We start from the raw sequence: 17152 nt of genomic DNA, 5'->3' as shown, positions 1-17152 counted from the left end.
GGGGTGTGCTTGATCGGTAGCCTGGGGCGCGTGCGGATCGAGGTGCTGGGGCCGGTGCTGGCGTTCGCCGACGATGGCGCGCCGATCGACCTGGGTGGCGCGCGGGTGCGGGCGCTGCTGGCCCGGCTGGCGCTGGCGGGGGGCGCGGTGGTGCCGGTCGGCGCGCTGCTGGAGGCCCTGTGGGGCGGGGGTGCGGCGGGGGGCACCGTCAACGCCTTGCACGCGCTGGTGCATCGGCTGCGCAGGGCCCTGGGTGGTGCCGGGGTGGTGGAGAGTGCGGCCGGGGGGTACCGCCTGGGCGTGCGTGGCGAGCAGGTGGACGCGGTCCGCTTCGAGGAGCTGGCCCGGCGGGGCGCCCGGGAGCTGGGCGCGGGTGAGGTGGGGCGGGCGGCCCGGTTGCTGGAGGAGGCGCTGGGGCTGTGGCGGGGGGACGCGCTGGCCGATGTGCGTGACCTTCCGTTCGCCGGTACGGCGGGGGCGCGGCTGGAGGAGTTGCGCGCCGGGGCGGTGGAGGACCGTTTCGAGGCGGAGCTGCGGCTCGGCCGGCACGGGGAGATCCTGGCCGATGTGGAGGCGGCGGCCGCGGCCCATCCGCTGCGGGAGCGGCTGGCGGGGCTGCGGATGCGGGCGTTGTGCGCGGCGGGGCGGCGGTCGGAGGCGCTGGCCGTGTTCGAGGGGGTGCGCGCGAGGCTGGCCGAGGAGCTGGGGGTGGACCCGTCGGAGGGGTTGCGGCGGACGCATCTGGCGGTGCTGCGGGGTGAGCTGGACGGGCCCGGGGTGGAGCGGGTGCGGGCGGAGGCGGTGCGGGGGCGGCTGCCGGCCGCGTTGACCAGTTTCGTCGGCAGGGAGGATGAGCTGCGGCTGCTGGCCGGATTGCTGGAGTCGCGGCGGCTGGTCACGGTGGTGGGGCCGGGCGGGGTGGGCAAGACGCGGCTGGCGGTGCGGGCGGCGGGCCTGCATCGGGCGCATCGGCGGGGGCGGGTCTGGCTCGTCCCTCTGGCCTCGGTGACCTCGGCGGAGGCCCTGGTGGGGGCGGTGCTGGGCGTGCTGGACGTGGCGGCGGGGCAGCCGCCGGGGACGCCGCTGGAGCGGGTGGCCGACCTGCTCGCCGGGGATGAGGGCGTGCTGGTGCTGGACAACTGCGAGCAGATCTGCGGGGCGGTGGCGGAGTTCGCCGGGGATCTGCTGGAGCGTCATCCGGATCTGATCATCCTGGCGACGAGCCGGGAGCCGCTGGGGGTCATGGGTGAGGCGTTGTGCCGTCTGGGGCCGCTCGGTCTCCCCCCGGCGCACGCGGACGCCGGGCGGGCCGGGGCGTCGGAGGCGGTGCGGCTGTTCCTGGACCGGGCGGCGGCCGTACAGCCGGGGTTCGCCCTGGATGGGGCGACGGTGGGGCCGGTGGTGGACATCGTGCGCCGGTTGGACGGGCTGCCGCTGGCGCTGGAGCTGGCGGCGGCGCGGTTGCGGTCGATGAGCGCGGGGCAGGTCGCCCGGCGGCTGGATGATCGTTTCCGGCTGCTCAGCGGGGGCAACCGGGCCGCGCAGCCGCGCCAGCGGACGTTGCACGCGGTGATCGGGTGGAGCTGGGATCTGCTCACGGCGCACGAGCGCGCGCTGGCCGCCCGGATGTCGGTGTTCCCGGGGTGGACGGGGAGCGCGGCGATCGAGGCGGTCTGCGCGGACGCGGAGGGCGGGCTGTCCGCGGATGATGTCGCCTGTCTGCTGGGTTCGCTGGTGGACAAGTCCATCGTGGAGCGGGCCGGTGACGCGTACCGGATGCTGGAGTCCATCCGGGCGTATGCGGCGGGTGAGCTGCGGCGGGCCGGTGAGGACGGGGCGGTGCTGCGGGGTCTTGTCGGGTACTTCGCCGGGCTGGCCGAGGAGCATGAGCCGTTGCTGCGCTCGGGTGAGCAGGCGCGGTCGTTGCGGGTGTTCCAGGCCGAGTACGACAATCTGGTGTTCGCGTTGGACGCCGCGGTCGAGGGGGGTGACGCCGGGGCGGCCGCGCGGATTCTGGGGCCGTTGTACTGGTACTGGGTGATGCTGCGGTACGACGCTCGTGCCGAGGACTACATCGCCAGGGTCGCCGGGTTCGGCGACGCGCTGCCGGAGGCGGCGCGGGCGGCGTTCGGCGCTCTTGGTCTGCTGGGGGCCGAGGGCGGGCCGCTGGGTGATCCGGGGCGGTTGCGGGCGGTGGTCGAGGAGTGCGCGCGGGCGGGTGCGCTGCGCCGTTATCCGATGCTGCTGGTGAGCGTGGTGGTGATGGCGGCGTTGGTGGGGCTGGACGATCTGCTCGCGCGGGAGATCGCCCGGGTGCGGGGCGGCTCGGATCGGTGGGCGATCGCCTGCACCTTCATGATCGAGGCGATGGTGTGCCGGGAGCGGGGTGACCGGGAGGGGTCCGGGGCCGCGATGACGACGGCGTTGCGCCTGTTCGAGGAGCTGGGTGATCGGTGGTGGGCGGCCAAGGCGCTGTACGGCCTGGCGCAGGTTCACGCCGTCGCCGGGGAGCACGCTCAGGCGGTGGCGGCTTATGAGCGGAGTCTGGCGATGGCCACCGATCTCGGTTCGCAGGATGAGGTTTCCACGCGGCTGGGGTTGGCGGCCGAGCGGATGCGTGGCGGGGATCTGGCGGGGGCCTGGCGGGAGATCGAGACGGCTGAGCGGGCGGCCTGGCAGCGTGGTCACGTGATGCTGGAGGTGGAGGTGCTGGGGGTCCGGGCGGAGTGGTATCGCCGTTCGGGGGAGGTGGAGCGTGCCGGGCGGGAGCTCGACCGGTGGGAGGCGCTCTTGCGCAGGCGGAGGGTGTGGGCGGAGACCAGCGGGTCCAGGCTGGTCCCCGCCCGGGTGGCCACGCTGCTCGCGGCGGGTGAGGCCGTGCGCGCCCGGGAGTTGCTGCCGCGTGCGGTGGAGGCGGCTCAGGCGGTCATGGAGGTTCCGCTGGTGGCGCAGCTTCTGGCCCGGTTGCTGGTGCTGGAGGGGGACCTCGCGGGTGCGGCGACGGCGCTGGGCCTGAGTGAGGCCATCCGGGGCGCGTTCGATCATGGGGACGCCGAGCTGTGTGCCTTCGCCGGGGAGCTGGCCGGATCGCTGGGCCGGGCCGGCTATGAGGCCGCCTATCGGCGGGGGGCCGCCCTGGCGCCGCAGGAGGCCGCCGCTGTGCTGGCCGAGTTGTGCGGATGAGTCGTTCTCACCGGGGTGGCGGCGGGATCGACGGGCCGGATGGGACCGGGCCGGATGGGGCCGGGGTGGGGGCGGTGCGCAGCCGGAGCGCGGCGATCAGCGCGAGGGCGGCGATCGCGGCCATGGCCAGGAAGGCGTCGGAGTAGGCGGCGCCGTCGTGCGGGGCGTGGAGGGGGTTGAGGGCTCCGGCGCCGGTGTGCTGCCGCGCGGTGACCAGGGCACCGAGGAGGGCGGGGCCGGTGCCGGCGCCGAGGAACTGGGCTCCTTGCAGGATTCCGAGTCCGGCGCCGGCCTGGTGGGGCGGGAGGGCGCCGGCGGCGGCGCTGATGATGGGGGTCAGCACGAAGAAGACGCCGACGCTGAGCCCGAGGATGCCCAGTCCGGCGGGGATGACCGAGTCTCCGCCGGCGAAGGTGGACAGGACCAGGGAGGACAGGCCCACCGCGGCCAGGCCGGACAGGACGAGCAGCCGGGTGGGGACGCGGTCGGCGAGGCGGCCGATCAGCGGTGAGAGCACGGTGACGGCGACTCCGGCGGGGATCATCACCAGGGCGCCGGCGCCGGGCTGGAGGCCGTTGACGTCGACCACGAGGAGCGGGACGAGCACCATCGCGCCCAGGTTGACGGCCATGGCCAGGAACGCGACGGCGACGGCGGCGCGGTAGGCCGGGGTGGTGAACAGGGTGGGCGGGACGAACGGGTCGGTGAGGCGGAGCGTGCGCCGCGCGAACAGGGCGAACGCCGCGGCGGCCGCCAGGAGGGCGGCCCAGGAGGAGGGGGCTGTGAGGCCGGTGACCTGGGCCTGGGTGATGCCGTACAGGGTGAGGCCGGCGCCGAGCCCGAGCAGGATGCCGCCGGGGAGGTCGAGGCGGCCGGTGCCGGCCGGGCGGTCGCCGGGGAGCACGCGCCATGCCGCGGGGAGCAGGGCCAGTGCGACGATGAGCATCATCCAGAACAGGGCGGGCCAGCCGAGGGCCTGGCCGATGCCGCCGCCGATGGCAGGTCCGGCGGCGGTGCCGATGCCGGTGGCAGCGGAGACGACGCCGATGCCCATGCCCCGCTGGTGGTCGGGCATCAGCCGGGTGACGGCGATGATCGACAGTACGGGCAGTCCGGCGGCGCCCACTCCCATCACGATGCGCCCGAGCACGAGGGGCGGGAGTGCGGGCGCGAGCGCGCAGATCAGGCTTCCGGCGGCGTAGGCGGCCAAGGCGAAGCCGAACAGGTGGCGCAGGCTGAGGCGGTCGGAGACGCGGCCGTAGAACGGGATGCCGACCGAGAACATGAGCAGGAATCCGGTGACGACCCAGGCGAGTTCGGCCTCGGAGGCGCCGAATCGTTCCCCGATGGCGGGGAGCATCAGGTTGGCCATGTCGCTGGCGATGACCGTGGCGAGCATGGCCGGTGTCAGTACGGCCAGCAGGGCTGTGGCCGAACGGGTGTGCCCTGTTCGGGTGGGCGGGGGTGTCATGCGGGGTCCTCCACGCGGCAATACTGCCACCGAATTGGTTACAGATAGGGGTAAGAGAAACGGCGGAGAGTCCCTCTCCGCCGTCGCCCGGCTAGCGGCGCCGCGCCGCCGGGTCGCGCTCTTTGTCCAGCACCTGCTGGACCAGGTCGGCGATGGTGGTCCGGGCCAGCCGTTCGCGCATGGCCTCTTCCGCCCCGCGGAACTCCGCCTCGAGCAGGTCGCGCATGTGGCGGCCGACCTCGCAGGCGTCGCTGGGCGGATGGGGGTGCCGGGACAGGATCGGCCCGTCCTCCACGGCGGCGTGCGCGTCGTAGAGCGTGATCTGGCGGGCGGGGCGGGCGAGCGACCAGCCGCCCCCGCGGCCTTCGGCCGCCCACACCAGGCCCGCGTCCCGCAGGCCGCCGAGGATGCGCCGCACGAGCACGGGGTTGCTCGCCAGGCTCTCGGCGATCTCGGCCGAGGTCAGCGAGCGATCCCAGCGGCCCAGCATCGTGAGCGCGTGGATCGCGACCGCGCTCCTGCTGCTGAGGCTCACCGCTCTCCCCCTCCGGACGCCATCCCCGATACTGCAACCAACCTAGTTCCAGTAAGGCGCTTCCGTCAATCCCGCCTCCGCCGCGGGACCTCGCGATCGGGACCGCGGCGCCGGCGGGCGGCCGGCGGGGCCCGGGCACGCCTGGCCGCGCCGGGGGTGATCAGGGGCCCGGCCGGTGGAGCCGGTCATGCGAGCGCTCCGCGGATCCAGTCGGCGGCGGTGGCCAGCCAGTCGGGGCGGGCGTTGCCGAGCAGGTGGTCGCCGTGGGGCAGGGACAGGTAGCGCCCGCGCGGCGCCAGGCGGGCGAGCGGCTCGCCGTTGGTCACGCCCGGGATGACGTCCTGGCCGCCGTCGACGACCAGCAGCGGGCAGGTGATCCGCGGGGCGAGGGCGGACAGGTCCACCCGCCCGGCGAAGCGGCAGGCCGCCTCCTGGCCGCCGGCCCGCTGGATGAGGAGATCGCGCACGGGAGGCGGCAGGTCGTCCCAGCGCAGCCGGAAGGGGCCGCTGACGGTGACGGCGGCCGCGACCCGGCTCTCCCGGGCGGCGCTCTCGGCGGCGTAGTAGCCGCTTCAGCCTGCTGCCCGCGGATCTGCCCCTGCCGCCGCATCCGGTGATCCGCTCGGTCCCGCTGGTCGGCCCCACCCCGCTGTACGCCTGGTCGCTGCTGTGGCGCGGCACCGGCGGCCATCCCCTGCTGGACGCCTTGACCGGCGCCTTCGTGGCCGGGGCCGAGCGCATCCGGTGGCTGGAACACGATCCCGCCCGCGACTGGCTGCCCGAGCGCCACGATACGGGCCCCGGCGCGCCCGCCCCCTCATAGGCCCCGGGCGGCCACCGGCGGCGGCGCATCCCGCGCATCCCTGCGCATCCTCGCCGAACGCCGCGGCTCACCGCCCTGGCCTTCGAGTACGGCGTCACGGAGTACGGCGTCACGGAGTAGGGCTTCGTCGGCTGGTTTACGCTCCGGCGCTATGACCGGTCCGACTGGAGGCACCCCCCGCCGATCGCGCAGGCGGACATCGAGATCCCCATCGGCGGCACGTTCCGGCCTCGCCGGCCCGATGCCCCGCAGGCGCTCGCCGGGCCGGGTCCTGGCCGTCGCGCTGCTCGTCGTGACGGCCGGGTACCTGGCCTGGCGGGTCGCCGTCCTCGCGGGCCTGGAGGCCCACTTCGGCAGCGGCCTCGACGAGCGGCGCTTCGACCGGCTGCAGCAGGAGTACGGCCGCCGCGAGGACGCCTTCGCCCGGGCCGACGCCCGGATGCGGAAACTGATCGCGGAACACCCCCGCGCCGAGCGCATCGGCTGGAGCCGGTACCGGACCTGCGTGCGCGAGCCCGGCCGCCCCTCCGACACGTGCACGACGACGCCCCCGCGTGACCAGAAGGTGTACGACGCCCTCGGGGGCGTCAGCGTGATCCTCTACCAGCCCAAGGACGAGGGCCGCACGTTCTACCGCTTCCACCACGAGGACCCCCCGCGCTACACGATCATGCACGCCCCCGAGGACACCGCGGAGGAGGCCGAGGAGTACGCGGACGCCCACGGCTTCCGCTCCGCCCGCCCCCTCGGGCCCGGCTGGACGATCCTCGGCCCGATCGACGACATCGGCCGCGAGGAGAAGCAGTTCCCGTAGGAGGACCCGCGGAACCCTTCGCCGGGAAGCGGCAGGCATGAGGGAGAGCTTTCGAAGACCTCCTTCACCGCCTGGAAGGGCGCCGGCGGGGCGGCGTGCGCTCGCCGGGCCGTTCACGCCTCGGCCGGCTCGTCCCCGCGGGGGTGGAGGCCGTCGAGCATGACGGCCAGGAGCCGATCACGATGCGCGGGGGTGCGCTCCGCCGCCCAGGCGACCGAGGCGATCAGGGAGAAGAGGGCGGACGCGTCGACATCGGACCGGATCGTCCCCGCCCGCTGGGCTCGGGCCAGGAGCTGGGCCCCGGCGTCCTTGACGGCCTGGCAGGTGGCGTGGAGTTCGGACGCGGGGTCGGCGAGGCTGTCGAGGAGGGCGTCGACCAGGCCGCGGTAGGCCATGGCGTGCTCGACCGCGGCCGTCAGCCAGGCGGCCAGGGCCTGCCGCGGGGACGGGGAGGCGAGCAGCTCGTCCGAGCGGGCCTTGAGGCCGCGCAGGCTTTCGCCCAGCAACGCCTCCAGCAGTGCCTGGCGGGTCGGGAAGTGCCGGTAGAGGGTCACGTTGCCGACGCCGGCGGTGCGCGCGATGTCGTTCAAGGAGGCGCCGACCCCGTGCTCGGCGAAAGCCGTACGGGCGGTGGCCAGGAGCCGCTCGTAGTTGCGTCGCGCGTCCTTGCGCCCCGCGGGCCGGGCCTGCGCCGATCGATCCGCCACGGAAACCCCCCACACACGTTTGCCAAAACGAGGAACCTCCTCATATCTTAGCCCACCGGAAACCGAGGACCTTCCTCGCTTTTGGGTACCGTTCTGAGGAGTGCCATGACCGAACAGAGCACGCACACGGCCGGAGCCGGATCCGGGCCCGCCGGGCCCGGAGCGGCCGCCCGGCGGCAGCGCCGTCCCGGCCTGGTGCTCGCCATCGTGCTGATCTGCCAGACGATGTTCATCCTGGACACCAACGTGGTGAACATCGCCCTGCCCGACATCCAGCGCGACCTCGGCTTCTCCGCGGCCGGCCTGTCCTGGGTGCTCAACGCCTACATGCTGGCCTTCGGCGGCCTGCTGCTGCTCGGCGGCCGCGTGGGCGACATCGCCGGCCAGCGGCGGGCGCTCATCGCCGGGGTCGTCGTCTTCACCGCCGCCTCGCTGGCGGGGGGCCTGGCCACGTCCCCCGGCATGCTGCTGGCGGCCCGCGCCGGCCAGGGGATCGGCGCCGCCGTCGCCGCGCCGACCGTGCTCGCCCTCATCACCGTGGGCTTTCCCGACCCCGCGCGCAGGGCGCGGGCGCTGGGGGCCTACGCGGCGGTCTCCGGCTCCGGCGCCGCGATCGGCCTCATCGCCGGCGGCGTGCTCACCGACTGGATCTCCTGGCGGTGGGTGCTGTTCATCAACGTGCCGATCGGCGTCGTCCTGCTGGTCCTGGCCCCGCTGTTCATCACCGAGACCGACCGCCAGCCGGGCCGCTTCGACCTGGCCGGCTCGCTGACCTCCACGCTCGGCATGACCGCCCTCGTCTACGGCTTCATCCGCGCCGCCGAGCAGGGCTTCGGCGACATGATCACGCTCGGCGCGCTCGGCCTGGCCGTCGTCCTGCTGGCCCTGTTCGTGGCCGTGGAGTCGCGGGCCCGGCAGCCGATCGTCCCGCTGCGGCTGTTCGCCGACCGCGGCCGCGCCGGCGGCTACGTCGTGCTGCTGTTCGTGCTGGCCGCGGGCAACGGCATGTTCTTCTTCCTCACCCAGTTCCTGCAGCGGGCCCGCGACTACAGCCCGCTGCAGGCGGGGTTCGCCTTCGTGCCGCTGGCCCTGGTGATCCTGGTCTCCTCCGGCGTGGCGGCCCGGCTGCTGCCCCGCTGGGGGGCCAGGACGCTGATCGCCGCCGGCGCCGCGGCGATCAGCCTGGCCCTCCTGTGGATGACGCGGCTGACGCCCCAGGCCGACTACGTCACGGCGCTGCTCGGCCCCATGATGATCGCCGGCCTCGGCATGGGCGCCGTGCTCGTGGGCGCCACCACCGCCGTGTCCTCCGGGATCCGGGCCGGAGACGCCGGCGCCGCCTCGGGCCTGCTCAACGCCGTGCAGCAGATCGGCGGCGCGCTGGGGCTGGCCATCCTCGTCACGGTCTTCGGCGCGGCCACCCGCGCCTCGGGCGGGCCGGACCGCCAGGTCCTCACCGACGGGGTGACCGCGGCCTTCACCGTCGCGGCCGTGTTCACCGCCGGCGCCATCCTCCTGGCCCTGATCATGAAGAACCGGCCGGCCCCCGCAGCCGGACCCGCCCCCACAGCCCCCACAGCCCCGGCAGCCCCCGCAGCCGGATCCGCCGCCGAGGAGCTCACCCGATGACGCGGGACGCGGCCCCTTCCGCGCCGGCGGGCAGGCGCGGAAGGGGCGGAAGGGGCGGAAGGAGCCGGGCCCGGCGGGCCTTCTCCGCTCCGCCCGCCTGACCCCGCCCCCGGGGGAGCGGCCGTCCCGCCCGGGGCGCGCCCGCTCTCCGGGCGGGGCCCGCTCCCCCGCGGCGCCGCCCGCCGGGCCGGAGGCGCCGCAGCGCCCCTCGCCGCCCGGGCGGGGGTCAGGGCGGGCCGAGGACGCCGGGGGTGATGAGGGCGCGGGCGGTGGCGGCGAAGTACTCCTCGGGGGCGGCGCCGGCGTGGCCGAGGAGGACGGCCTGGCTGAGGCCGATCAGCAGGGCCCGCAGCGCGGTGGCCAGGCGCGCGGCCTGGCGCGGCGTGAGGGCGGTCCCGTCGTGGCCCCGGGCGGCCAGCAGCGCGGCCAGGCGTTCCTCGTGGGCGCGGACCGAGGCGGCCAGCCGCGGCTGCAGGCCGGGGTCGCGCAGGGCCAGGTCCTGCAGGCTGATCTCGAAGGACAGCTCGCGCAGCGCGCCGGGGTCGTCGCACAGGCGGCGGTAGTGGCGGGCGAACGTCTCCACCGCCTCGGTCAGGCCCGCGCCGGCCGGCACCGCCCGCTCGACGCCCTCGTAGTGCGGGCCGAGGTGGTCGCCGACCAGGGCGAGGAGCAGGCCGTTCTTGCTGCCGAACAGGGAGTAGACGGCGCCGGTGGTCAGCCCGGCCCGCTCGGCGATCTCCTCGAGCCTGGCCCGGTGACCGTCGCGGGCGACGATCAGGCGCGCGGCGGCCAGCAGGGCCCGCCGGTTGCGCTCCTTGGCCTCGGCCCTTGTCATTCTCATAATCTGATTATTACCGTAATCTCATTATGAATGTCGCCGAGTACATGAGCCGCGTCCCCGCCCGGGCCGCCTATCCCCCCGTCGACGCGCTCCAGGCCGGGCTGCGGGAGCTGGCCGACGCCCACCCTGGCCTGGTACGGCCGCGCCGCATCGGGACCTCGCGGCTGGGCGAGCCGCTGCACGCCGTCACCGTCGGCGAGGGACCGGCCGACGCCGTGGTCATCGCCGGGCCCCACCCCAACGAGCCGGTCGGGGCCGTGACCGCCCTCGCGCTGATCAGCCTGCTGTGCCGGGACGCCGGGCTCCGCGCGCGGGCGGGCCTGCGCTGGCACGTCGTGGCGTGCGCGGATCCGGACGGGGCCCGGCTCAACGAGGGCTGGTACGGCAGGCCGGGCGACCGCCGCGCCTACGCCGAGCACTTCTACCGCCCCGACCTGGCCGACCAGGTCGAATGGACGTTCCCGCTGACCGCGGGGGACTACCGCTTCGACCGCCCGCTGCCGGAGACGCGGGCGCTGATGCGCCTGATGGACCAGGTGCGCCCGGCGCTGGTCTGCTCACTGCACAACGGCGAGTACCAGGGCGCGTTCTTCTACCTCAACCGCCGGGACGAGACGCTGGCGCGGCGGCTGGCCGCCCTGCCCGGCCTGGAAGGACTCCCGCCGCACCACGGCGAGCCGGAGCTGCCCGGCGCCGAACCGATCGTCCCCGCGGTGTACCTGACCCCGCCCGGGTCGCGGGTGGGCCCGCTGTTCGGCACGGGCGGCAGCAGCGCCGACCACGCGGCCGCGTTCGGCGCGCTCCACCTGGTCACCGAGGTGCCGATGTGGGCCGACGGGCGCGTGGCCGACCAGAGCCCGGCCGGCCGCCCCTACGCGCGGGTCCTGGCCGAGGGCGCCGCGGGGTGGCGCGAACTCGTCGAGGTGATCCAGGAGGCCATGGGCGCCGTCGCCGGCGACCTGCGGGTGCGCTCGCCGTTCCGCCGCTCGGCGGAGAAGACGCTGGAGAACGTCCTGCGGCTCGGCGAGCTGGAACAGGCCGCGCCCGGCCCGGACCGGCCGGCCACCGTCGCCGAGGAGTTCGGCGCCCGCCAGATGCTGCACTCGATGCGGCTGCGCCTGCTCGGCACGCTCCTGCGCATGCTCGCCGCCGAGATCGCCGCGGGCAACCCGACCCCGGCCATCCGCGCCCAGCGGCACCTGCTGGCCGAGCGCTTCGAGCAGTGGTACGCCCAGGCCGAGGCGGACTCCCCCGGCCCCCCGGTCGAGCCGCGCCGCCCGGCCGCCGTCCAGCTCGGCGCCATGCTGACCGCCGCCCTCCACCTGGCCGGGCGGGCGGGCTGAGAAGGCCTCCGGGGGCGGGGGCCACCAGGACGAATCCCCCGGTCTCCGCGCGCCCCGGCCGGGCAGGGCGCCGCTGCGCGCGGTGGCCGGGGGCCGGGGCCGGGGCGACGGGGGGCCGGGGCCGGGGCGACGGCGGCCCCGGCTCACTCCGGCCGCGGCGGGCCGGCGGCCGGGGTGTAAATCACCACATGCAGGTCGGGCTGGTCGGCGAGGGCCAGGCGGTGCTGCTCATAGCGGAGGACACCCGCCGTGGGATGGTGGAAGCGCCGCTCCCGGGAGGTGAACCCCTCGATGTGATGGTCCCGCCAGGCGGCGTGGAACACCTCGCTGGTGGCGAGGAGACGCTGGATGATCGGAGACCGGGCCAGGTCGCCGAGGCGCGGCCCGGCCTCGGCGCGGAACTCGGCCAGGAAGCGGCGGCTGGTGGTCTCCCAGTCGGGCAGCAGGTCGCGCACGTACGGATCGGTGAACACCAGCCACAACAGGTTGCGCTCGCCCGGGTCCACCGTGGCCACGTTCGGGTAGAGGGCGGCGTAGGCGGTGTTCCAGCCGGTGATCGTCCAGTCGGGGGCGATGGCGTAGGCGGGGCAGCCGTCCAGCGCGTCCAGCAGCCGCCGCAGATGGCCGGGCACGGCGCGCCCGGCGGGTTCGGCCTCCGCGGGCAGCGGAGCGTACCCGGCCAGGGACAGCACGTAGGAGCGCTCGGCGGGACTCAGGCGCAGCGTGCGGGCCAGGGCGTCCAGGACCTGGCGGGAGGGCTGGATGTCGCGGCCCTGCTCCAGCCAGGTGTACCAGGTGGCGCTGACCCCCGAGAGGGTGGCCACCTCCTCGCGGCGCAGGCCGCCCCGGCGGCGCGGCCCCGCCGGGGGCAGCCCGACCGCGGTCGGGTCCAGGTGCGCGCGCCGGGCGCGCAGGAAGCCGCCCAGTTCCCTGCGCCGCTCGGCCGCCGTGCTCACCGGGCCAGGATAGTGCTGGTGGTGCGACTACTAGCACTACGGGCGTCTTCGCCGCCCGCGCGCCCGCCACCACCATGGCCGCATGCCACAGCTGAGATCACGTACGGTCACCCACGGGCGGAACATGGCCGGCGCCCGCGCCCTGATGCGCGCCTCCGGTGTCCCGGCGGCCGACATCGGCGTCAAGCCGGTCGTCGCGGTGGCCAACAGCTTCACCGAGTTCGTGCCGGGGCACACGCATCTGCAGCCGGTGGGCCGCATCGTCTGCCAGGCGGTCAACGCCGCGGGCGGGATCGCGCGCGAGTTCAACACGATCGCCGTGGACGACGGCATCGCCATGGGGCACGGCGGGATGTTGTACTCGCTGCCGTCGCGCGAGCTGATCGCCGACTCCATCGAATACATGGTGCAGGCGCACTGCGCCGACGCCCTGGTGTGCGTCTCCAACTGCGACAAGATCACCCCCGGGATGCTGATGGCCGCGCTGCGGCTGAACATCCCGGCCGTGTTCGTCTCCGGCGGCCCCATGGAGGGCGGCCGGGCGGTCATGGCCGACGGCACCGTCCGCACCGGGCTCACCCTGGTCACCGCCATGTCGGAGGCCGCCAACCCCGCCGTGGCCGACGACGACCTGGCCCGCATCGAGGAGGCCGCCTGCCCGACCTGCGGATCCTGCTCGGGCATGTTCACCGCCAACTCCATGAACTGCCTGCTGGAGGCGCTCGGCCTGGCCCTGCCCGGCAACGGCACCACGCTGGCCACCCACACCGCCCGCCGCGCCCTGTACGAGCAGGCCGGCCGTACCGTGGTGGAACTGGCCGCGCGCCACTACGGCGAGGACGACGCCGGCGTGCTGCCCCGCGCGATCGCCTCCCGCGCCGCCTTCGACAACGCCATGGCCCTGGACCTGGCGATGGGCGGCTCCACCAACACGGTGCTGCATCTGCTGGCCGCCGCCCGCGAGGCCGGTCTGGACTACACGCTGGCCAACATCGAGGCGCGCTCGCGCGCGGTGCCGTTCCTGTGCCAGGTCGCCCCCAACGGCCACCACCTGATGGAGGACGTGCACCGCGCCGGCGGCATCCCCGCCATCCTGGGCGAGCTGCACCGCGCCGGGCTGCTCCATGAGGGCGTGCGCGCGGTGCACGCCGACTCGCTCGGCGCGTGGCTGGCCGCCTGGGACGTCCGCGGCGCCGCCCCCTCCAGGGAGGCGGTCGAGCTGTTCCACGCCGCGCCCGGGGGCCGCCGCTCCCCCGCGGCGTTCTCCCAGTCGGCCCGCTGGGACTCGCTCGACCTGGACGCCGCGGCGGGCTGCGTCCGCGACGTCGCGCACGCGTACTCGGCCGACGCGGGACTGGCGGTGCTGCGCGGCAACCTCGCCCCGGACGGCGCCGTGATCAAGTCCGCCGGGGTTCCCGAGGGCCTGCGCGTCTTCACCGGCCGCGCGGTGGTCACCGAGTCGCAGGAGGAGGCGGTCGAGGCGGTCCTGTCCGGGCGGCTGTCGCCCGGCGAGGTGCTCGTCATCCGGTACGAGGGGCCGCGCGGCGGGCCCGGCATGCAGGAGATGCTGTACCCGACCGCCTATCTCAAGGGCCGGGGCCTGGCCTCCTCGTGCGCGGTGGTCACCGACGGCCGCTTCTCCGGCGCCAGCTCCGGGCTGTCGGTCGGTCATGTCTCACCCGAGGCGGCGGCCGGGGGCACCCTGGCCCTCGTCCAGGACGGCGACACCATCACCATCGACCTGCCCGCCCGGCTCGTTCACCTGGACGTCTCCGCGGCCGAGCTCGCCGCGCGGCGCCGCGCCCTGGAGGGGGGCACCGGCTACCGGCCCCGGCGTCGCGACCGCCCGGTGTCCACCGCGCTGCGCGCGTACGCGGCCCTGGCCCGCTCGGCCGCCGAGGGCGCCGTCCGTGAGATCGCCGGTCCGTGACGGGCCGGAGGCCAGGCGGCGGGCCCGGCCGGACCTCAGATGCGGCGGGCTCGGCCGGGTCTCAGATGTCGAGGATGAGGGCGCGGTGGTCGGAGACCTCGGGGGTGGCGGCGATCTCGAAGTTCCGGACCGCGGCGGGGTCGGAGACCAGCAGGTAGCCGGCGTGCCGTACCGGCTTGGTGTAGCGGGAGGTCCGGGTGTCGGCGTCCTGGACGAGGTCGGTCAGGCCGAGCTTGCCCAGGATCTGGAACGTCTCACTGTCGGGGAGCACGTTGAAGTCGCCGCACACGATCGTGAGGTCGCCGTTCTCGCGTACGCTCTCGACCAGGCCGGCGAGCCGTTCGGCCTGGGCGCGGCGCTCGGGGGTGTCGCCCTTGCCGCGCGCGTCGCGCAGGCCGTGCAGGTTGACGACGGTGACGAACCGCCGCGCCTGGCGGTCGAAGACGCGTACGGCCAGCGCGGCGCGGGGGCGGCCGTCGGCGGGCCATTCGCCGTGGTGCTCGACGTAGCCGCCGTGGACGAACGCCGACCGCGTGCCGACGACGGGGTACCGCTCGGCGACGAAGGTGGCCAGCCCGAAGTCCTGGCGCCGGATCCCGCGTTCGCGGTCCAGCACCGGGCCCGAGTCGTTCACCGTGAACAGCCCCAGGTGGCCCGGCAGCCGCGCGCTGACGTCGGCGAGCAGGTCGGCGCGCTGCGGCAGTGACCGCTCGGCGTCGTCGAAGCGGGTCCAGCCCCCGCCCCCCGGGGTGCGCGTCACCTCCTGCAGGCACAGGACGTCGGCGGGGGCGCTGTCGAGCCAGGACGCGAGTTCGTCGAACATCGCGCCGCCCCAGGTGTTCAGGGAGATGATTCGCACGGGCAAGAACCCTAGATCATGCCCGGTCCCCGGCGGCGGGCGGCTCCCCGGGCCCGCGGCGCCTCCGGGCCCGGGGACCGGGGAGCTGCGGCACACCGGCCCCGCCGCTGCCGGCGTACCGCGGAGCACAACCCGCCCGTGTCAGCGCCGAGGTCAGATTCCCCGATTTCCGAGCTCCCCGATTTCCGAGCAGAGCGGATACCGGATGCGGGGCGGGGGTCACAGTGTGGTGGTGAGGGGGCGGCGGGCGCCGAGGCCGGCGGGGACCGTGGTGAGGGCCGCGACCGCCAGCACGGTGGCCCCCACCAGGACGAGCAGGCGGCCGGGCCCGGGAAGGGGGGCGCTGCCGCCGTCGCCGCCGGTGACCACGGTGATGGCGGTGAACAGCGCCCAGCCTCCCGGGAAGACGCCCAGCACGGCGCCGGCGAGCGCCGGCAGCACCTGCGCGGCGGCCAGGGCCAGGGTCATCTCCCGCGGGGTGGCGCCCAGGGCGCGCGCCAGCGCCGACGCGTGCCGGTTGTCGAGCACCATCGCCCAGGTGAGGACGAGGGCGTTGACCGCCGCCAGGCAGAGCAGGATGACCGTCCAGACCAGGAGCACGTGCCGCAGCACCCCCGCCTGGGCCGCGGTGTACGCCTCGGCGCCCGGCCGTCCGTCGAGGAACGCGTGGAGCACCAGCAGGACGTAGAGCCCGCTGACCGTGACCGCGACGCCCGCCACGCCCAGCACGGCCCGTCCCGGCCGGCGGGCGGCCAGCCGCAGGGCGAGCAGCAGCGGAACCGGCAGCCGCGCCGAGAACGCGATCAGCCCGCCGGTCCGGCGGGGCGGGCGCGGTGCGTCGGCCAGCGCGCTGACGGTGCTGGAGCGGGCGCCGCGCACGGCCGGGACGGTGGCCGCCACCGCCGCGACGCCCAGGGCCGCCGCGGTCACCAGGGCGACCGTGGACCAGCCGGGCGGCGCGGCCCCGGCGGCGCCCACCAGGCCCGCGCTCGGCTCGGTGAGCAGCGGCGCGGTCAGCGTCCCGATCACCAGCCCGGCGGCGGACGCCACGACGGCCGGCAGCAGGTACCCGGCCAGGAGCACGGCGGCGACCAGGCCCGGGGTGGCCCCGACCGCCTTCAGCAGCCCGATGCGCCGGGACTGGTCGGCCAGGCGGCCCCCGACCAGCACCGACAGGCCGGCCACCGCGAGCAGGCCGAGCAGCCAGGCGCCGGTCATCAGCAGGATCTGGGAGTCACGGGCCAGCTCGGTGGCGTCGGCGAGGATGCCCTGCCAGGTCTGCAACGACACCGCCCCATCCGCGCCACCCGGGCCGCCGTGGCTTCCCGGGCCGCCGTGGCGGTCGGCGAACGCCTGGGCCTGGTCCGGATGGGCCAGCTTCAGGTTCATCACGTAGGACAGGGATCCCGGATCCGGGGCCAGGGCGCGCACGTCCGCCCGGGTGAGCCAGGCCAGCCCGGGATCGCGCAGCAACGTCGCCGGCAGGTCCCGCCCGGCGGGGACGGCCCCGTGGACGCAGCCGGCCGCGACGACGCACGAGGCCCTGGGATGGGGCGGCGAGGCGGCCGTCACCGCGACCCCGGCGACCGTGAACGGCCTGCCGTTCAGGCTGACCGTGTCCCCGGCCCCCACCTTCAGCCAGGCGGCGAAGGCCGCCTCGAGCACCACGCCGCCCTCCCCGATCCAGCGGCCGTGCCTGACCCGGGGCTGGTCGACCGCCGCGATCGTGGCGTCGCGCCCTTGGATCTGCACGTCCGCCGCGCGGCCGGACGCCTCGACCCTGCCCGCCAGGACGGGGTACGGCCCGCTGTGCCCGGTGACGCCGGAGACGCCGGCCAGACGCTCCAGACCGGCCGGCCGCCCGGACACGGCGACCACATCGGGTCCCCGGGTCGCCGCCCGGGTGCTCTGGTACGGCTCGGCCGCCGCGTCACGCAGGACGAGCCCGAGCGTCAGCGTGGTGGTGGCCGCCACGATAGTGAGCATCAGCAGCGCGGTCTCGGCGCGGCGCCGCCGCAGGTCACGCAGGGCAAGGCGGATCACGAGCAGGACACGGCCCAT

14 protein-coding genes are annotated in these 17152 nt (G+C 75.7%); 6 read left to right on the top strand and 8 right to left on the bottom strand.

The window, feature by feature from the left end; translation table 11 throughout:
• Positions 1 to 30 precede the first annotated feature (30 nt).
• Entirely contained in the window at positions 31 to 3183 is a 3153-nt protein-coding gene (locus D5H75_RS00160; protein ID WP_119925128.1) for an ATP-binding protein, read from the top strand.
• Between the two features lie 7 nt (positions 3184 to 3190).
• Here the strand turns inward: D5H75_RS00160 and D5H75_RS00155 are convergent, their stop codons facing one another.
• From D5H75_RS00155 to D5H75_RS00145, 3 genes are all read right to left on the bottom strand, one after another.
• Complete coding sequence (locus tag D5H75_RS00155) at positions 3191 to 4654, bottom strand: MFS transporter (protein WP_119924258.1); 1464 nt, start codon at positions 4652 to 4654, stop codon at positions 3191 to 3193.
• A 91-nt stretch (positions 4655 to 4745) separates the two neighbouring features.
• Entirely contained in the window at positions 4746 to 5189 is a 444-nt protein-coding gene (locus tag D5H75_RS00150; RefSeq protein ID WP_202637677.1) for an Rrf2 family transcriptional regulator, read from the bottom strand.
• A 185-nt stretch (positions 5190 to 5374) separates the two neighbouring features.
• Positions 5375 to 5656, bottom strand: coding sequence for an alpha/beta fold hydrolase (locus tag D5H75_RS00145; protein ID WP_202637676.1), 282 nt, complete (start codon positions 5654 to 5656; stop codon positions 5375 to 5377).
• Positions 5657 to 5802: 146 nt separating this feature from the next.
• Here D5H75_RS00145 and D5H75_RS00140 point away from each other — a divergent pair, with 146 nt between their 5' ends.
• Positions 5803 to 6012 carry a hypothetical protein gene (locus tag D5H75_RS00140; protein ID WP_202637675.1) on the top strand — a complete coding sequence of 70 codons (210 nt, stop codon included), beginning with the start codon at positions 5803 to 5805 and terminating at the stop codon, positions 6010 to 6012.
• A gap of 241 nt (positions 6013 to 6253) precedes the next feature.
• Entirely contained in the window at positions 6254 to 6826 is a 573-nt protein-coding gene (locus D5H75_RS00135; RefSeq protein ID WP_202637674.1) for a hypothetical protein, read from the top strand.
• Between the two features lie 113 nt (positions 6827 to 6939).
• Here D5H75_RS00135 and D5H75_RS00130 read toward each other — a convergent pair whose 3' ends face one another.
• Positions 6940 to 7533 carry a TetR/AcrR family transcriptional regulator gene (locus tag D5H75_RS00130; RefSeq protein ID WP_119925126.1) on the bottom strand — a complete coding sequence of 198 codons (594 nt, stop codon included), beginning with the start codon at positions 7531 to 7533 and terminating at the stop codon, positions 6940 to 6942.
• A gap of 105 nt (positions 7534 to 7638) precedes the next feature.
• Between D5H75_RS00130 and D5H75_RS00125 the strand changes: the two genes are divergently transcribed.
• The gene (locus D5H75_RS00125; protein ID WP_119924256.1) at positions 7639 to 9162 is read left to right on the top strand and encodes an MFS transporter; all 1524 of its coding nucleotides are present in this window, start codon (positions 7639 to 7641) and stop codon (positions 9160 to 9162) included.
• 226 nt (positions 9163 to 9388) lie between these two features.
• Here the strand turns inward: D5H75_RS00125 and D5H75_RS00120 are convergent, their stop codons facing one another.
• Positions 9389 to 10003, bottom strand: coding sequence for a TetR/AcrR family transcriptional regulator (locus D5H75_RS00120; protein WP_242453911.1), 615 nt, complete (start codon positions 10001 to 10003; stop codon positions 9389 to 9391).
• Positions 10004 to 10029: 26 nt separating this feature from the next.
• On the opposite strand from D5H75_RS00120, the gene D5H75_RS00115 reads away from it, so the two are divergent.
• A complete protein-coding gene (locus D5H75_RS00115; protein ID WP_202637673.1) occupies positions 10030 to 11346 on the top strand; it encodes a M14 family zinc carboxypeptidase in 1317 nt (438 codons plus the stop codon).
• Positions 11347 to 11489: 143 nt separating this feature from the next.
• On the opposite strand, the gene D5H75_RS00110 is transcribed toward D5H75_RS00115, so the two are convergent.
• Positions 11490 to 12302, bottom strand: a complete 813-nt coding sequence (locus D5H75_RS00110; RefSeq protein WP_119924253.1) for a helix-turn-helix transcriptional regulator — start codon at positions 12300 to 12302, stop codon at positions 11490 to 11492.
• An 82-nt stretch (positions 12303 to 12384) separates the two neighbouring features.
• Between D5H75_RS00110 and ilvD the strand changes: the two genes are divergently transcribed.
• Positions 12385 to 14232: a dihydroxy-acid dehydratase gene (ilvD, locus tag D5H75_RS00105; RefSeq protein ID WP_119924252.1), complete on the top strand. Its 1848-nt coding sequence runs from the start codon at positions 12385 to 12387 to the stop codon at positions 14230 to 14232.
• 61 nt (positions 14233 to 14293) lie between these two features.
• On the opposite strand, the gene D5H75_RS00100 is transcribed toward ilvD, so the two are convergent.
• On the bottom strand, positions 14294 to 15091 hold the full coding sequence (locus D5H75_RS00100) for an endonuclease/exonuclease/phosphatase family protein (protein WP_119924251.1): 798 nt from the start codon (positions 15089 to 15091) through the stop codon (positions 14294 to 14296).
• 219 nt (positions 15092 to 15310) lie between these two features.
• Positions 15311 to 17152, bottom strand: coding sequence for an ABC transporter permease (locus D5H75_RS00095; RefSeq protein ID WP_242453910.1), 1842 nt, complete (start codon positions 17150 to 17152; stop codon positions 15311 to 15313).

Source organism: Bailinhaonella thermotolerans (assembly GCF_003594875.1).
GTDB classification, from domain to species: Bacteria; Actinomycetota; Actinomycetes; order Streptosporangiales; family Streptosporangiaceae; genus Bailinhaonella; species Bailinhaonella thermotolerans.
Note: the sequence above shows the minus strand (reverse complement) of the source record. Positions and strands in the feature narration are given on the sequence as shown.

Excerpts from the sequence above, each read along its gene's own strand:
- D5H75_RS00135 (WP_202637674.1), top strand. The coding sequence starts at position 6,254 with ATGCCCCGCAGGCGCTCGCCGGGCCGGGTCCTGGCCGTCGCGCTGCTC.
- ilvD (WP_119924252.1), top strand. The coding sequence starts at position 12,385 with ATGCCACAGCTGAGATCACGTACGGTCACCCACGGGCGGAACATGGCC.
- D5H75_RS00125 (WP_119924256.1), top strand. The coding sequence starts at position 7,639 with ATGACCGAACAGAGCACGCACACGGCCGGAGCCGGATCCGGGCCCGCC.
- D5H75_RS00095 (WP_242453910.1), bottom strand. The coding sequence starts at position 17,152 with ATGGGCCGTGTCCTGCTCGTGATCCGCCTTGCCCTGCGTGACCTGCGG.
- D5H75_RS00120 (WP_242453911.1), bottom strand. The coding sequence starts at position 10,003 with ATGAGAATGACAAGGGCCGAGGCCAAGGAGCGCAACCGGCGGGCCCTG.
- D5H75_RS00155 (WP_119924258.1), bottom strand. The coding sequence starts at position 4,654 with ATGACACCCCCGCCCACCCGAACAGGGCACACCCGTTCGGCCACAGCC.
- D5H75_RS00115 (WP_202637673.1), top strand. The coding sequence starts at position 10,030 with ATGAATGTCGCCGAGTACATGAGCCGCGTCCCCGCCCGGGCCGCCTAT.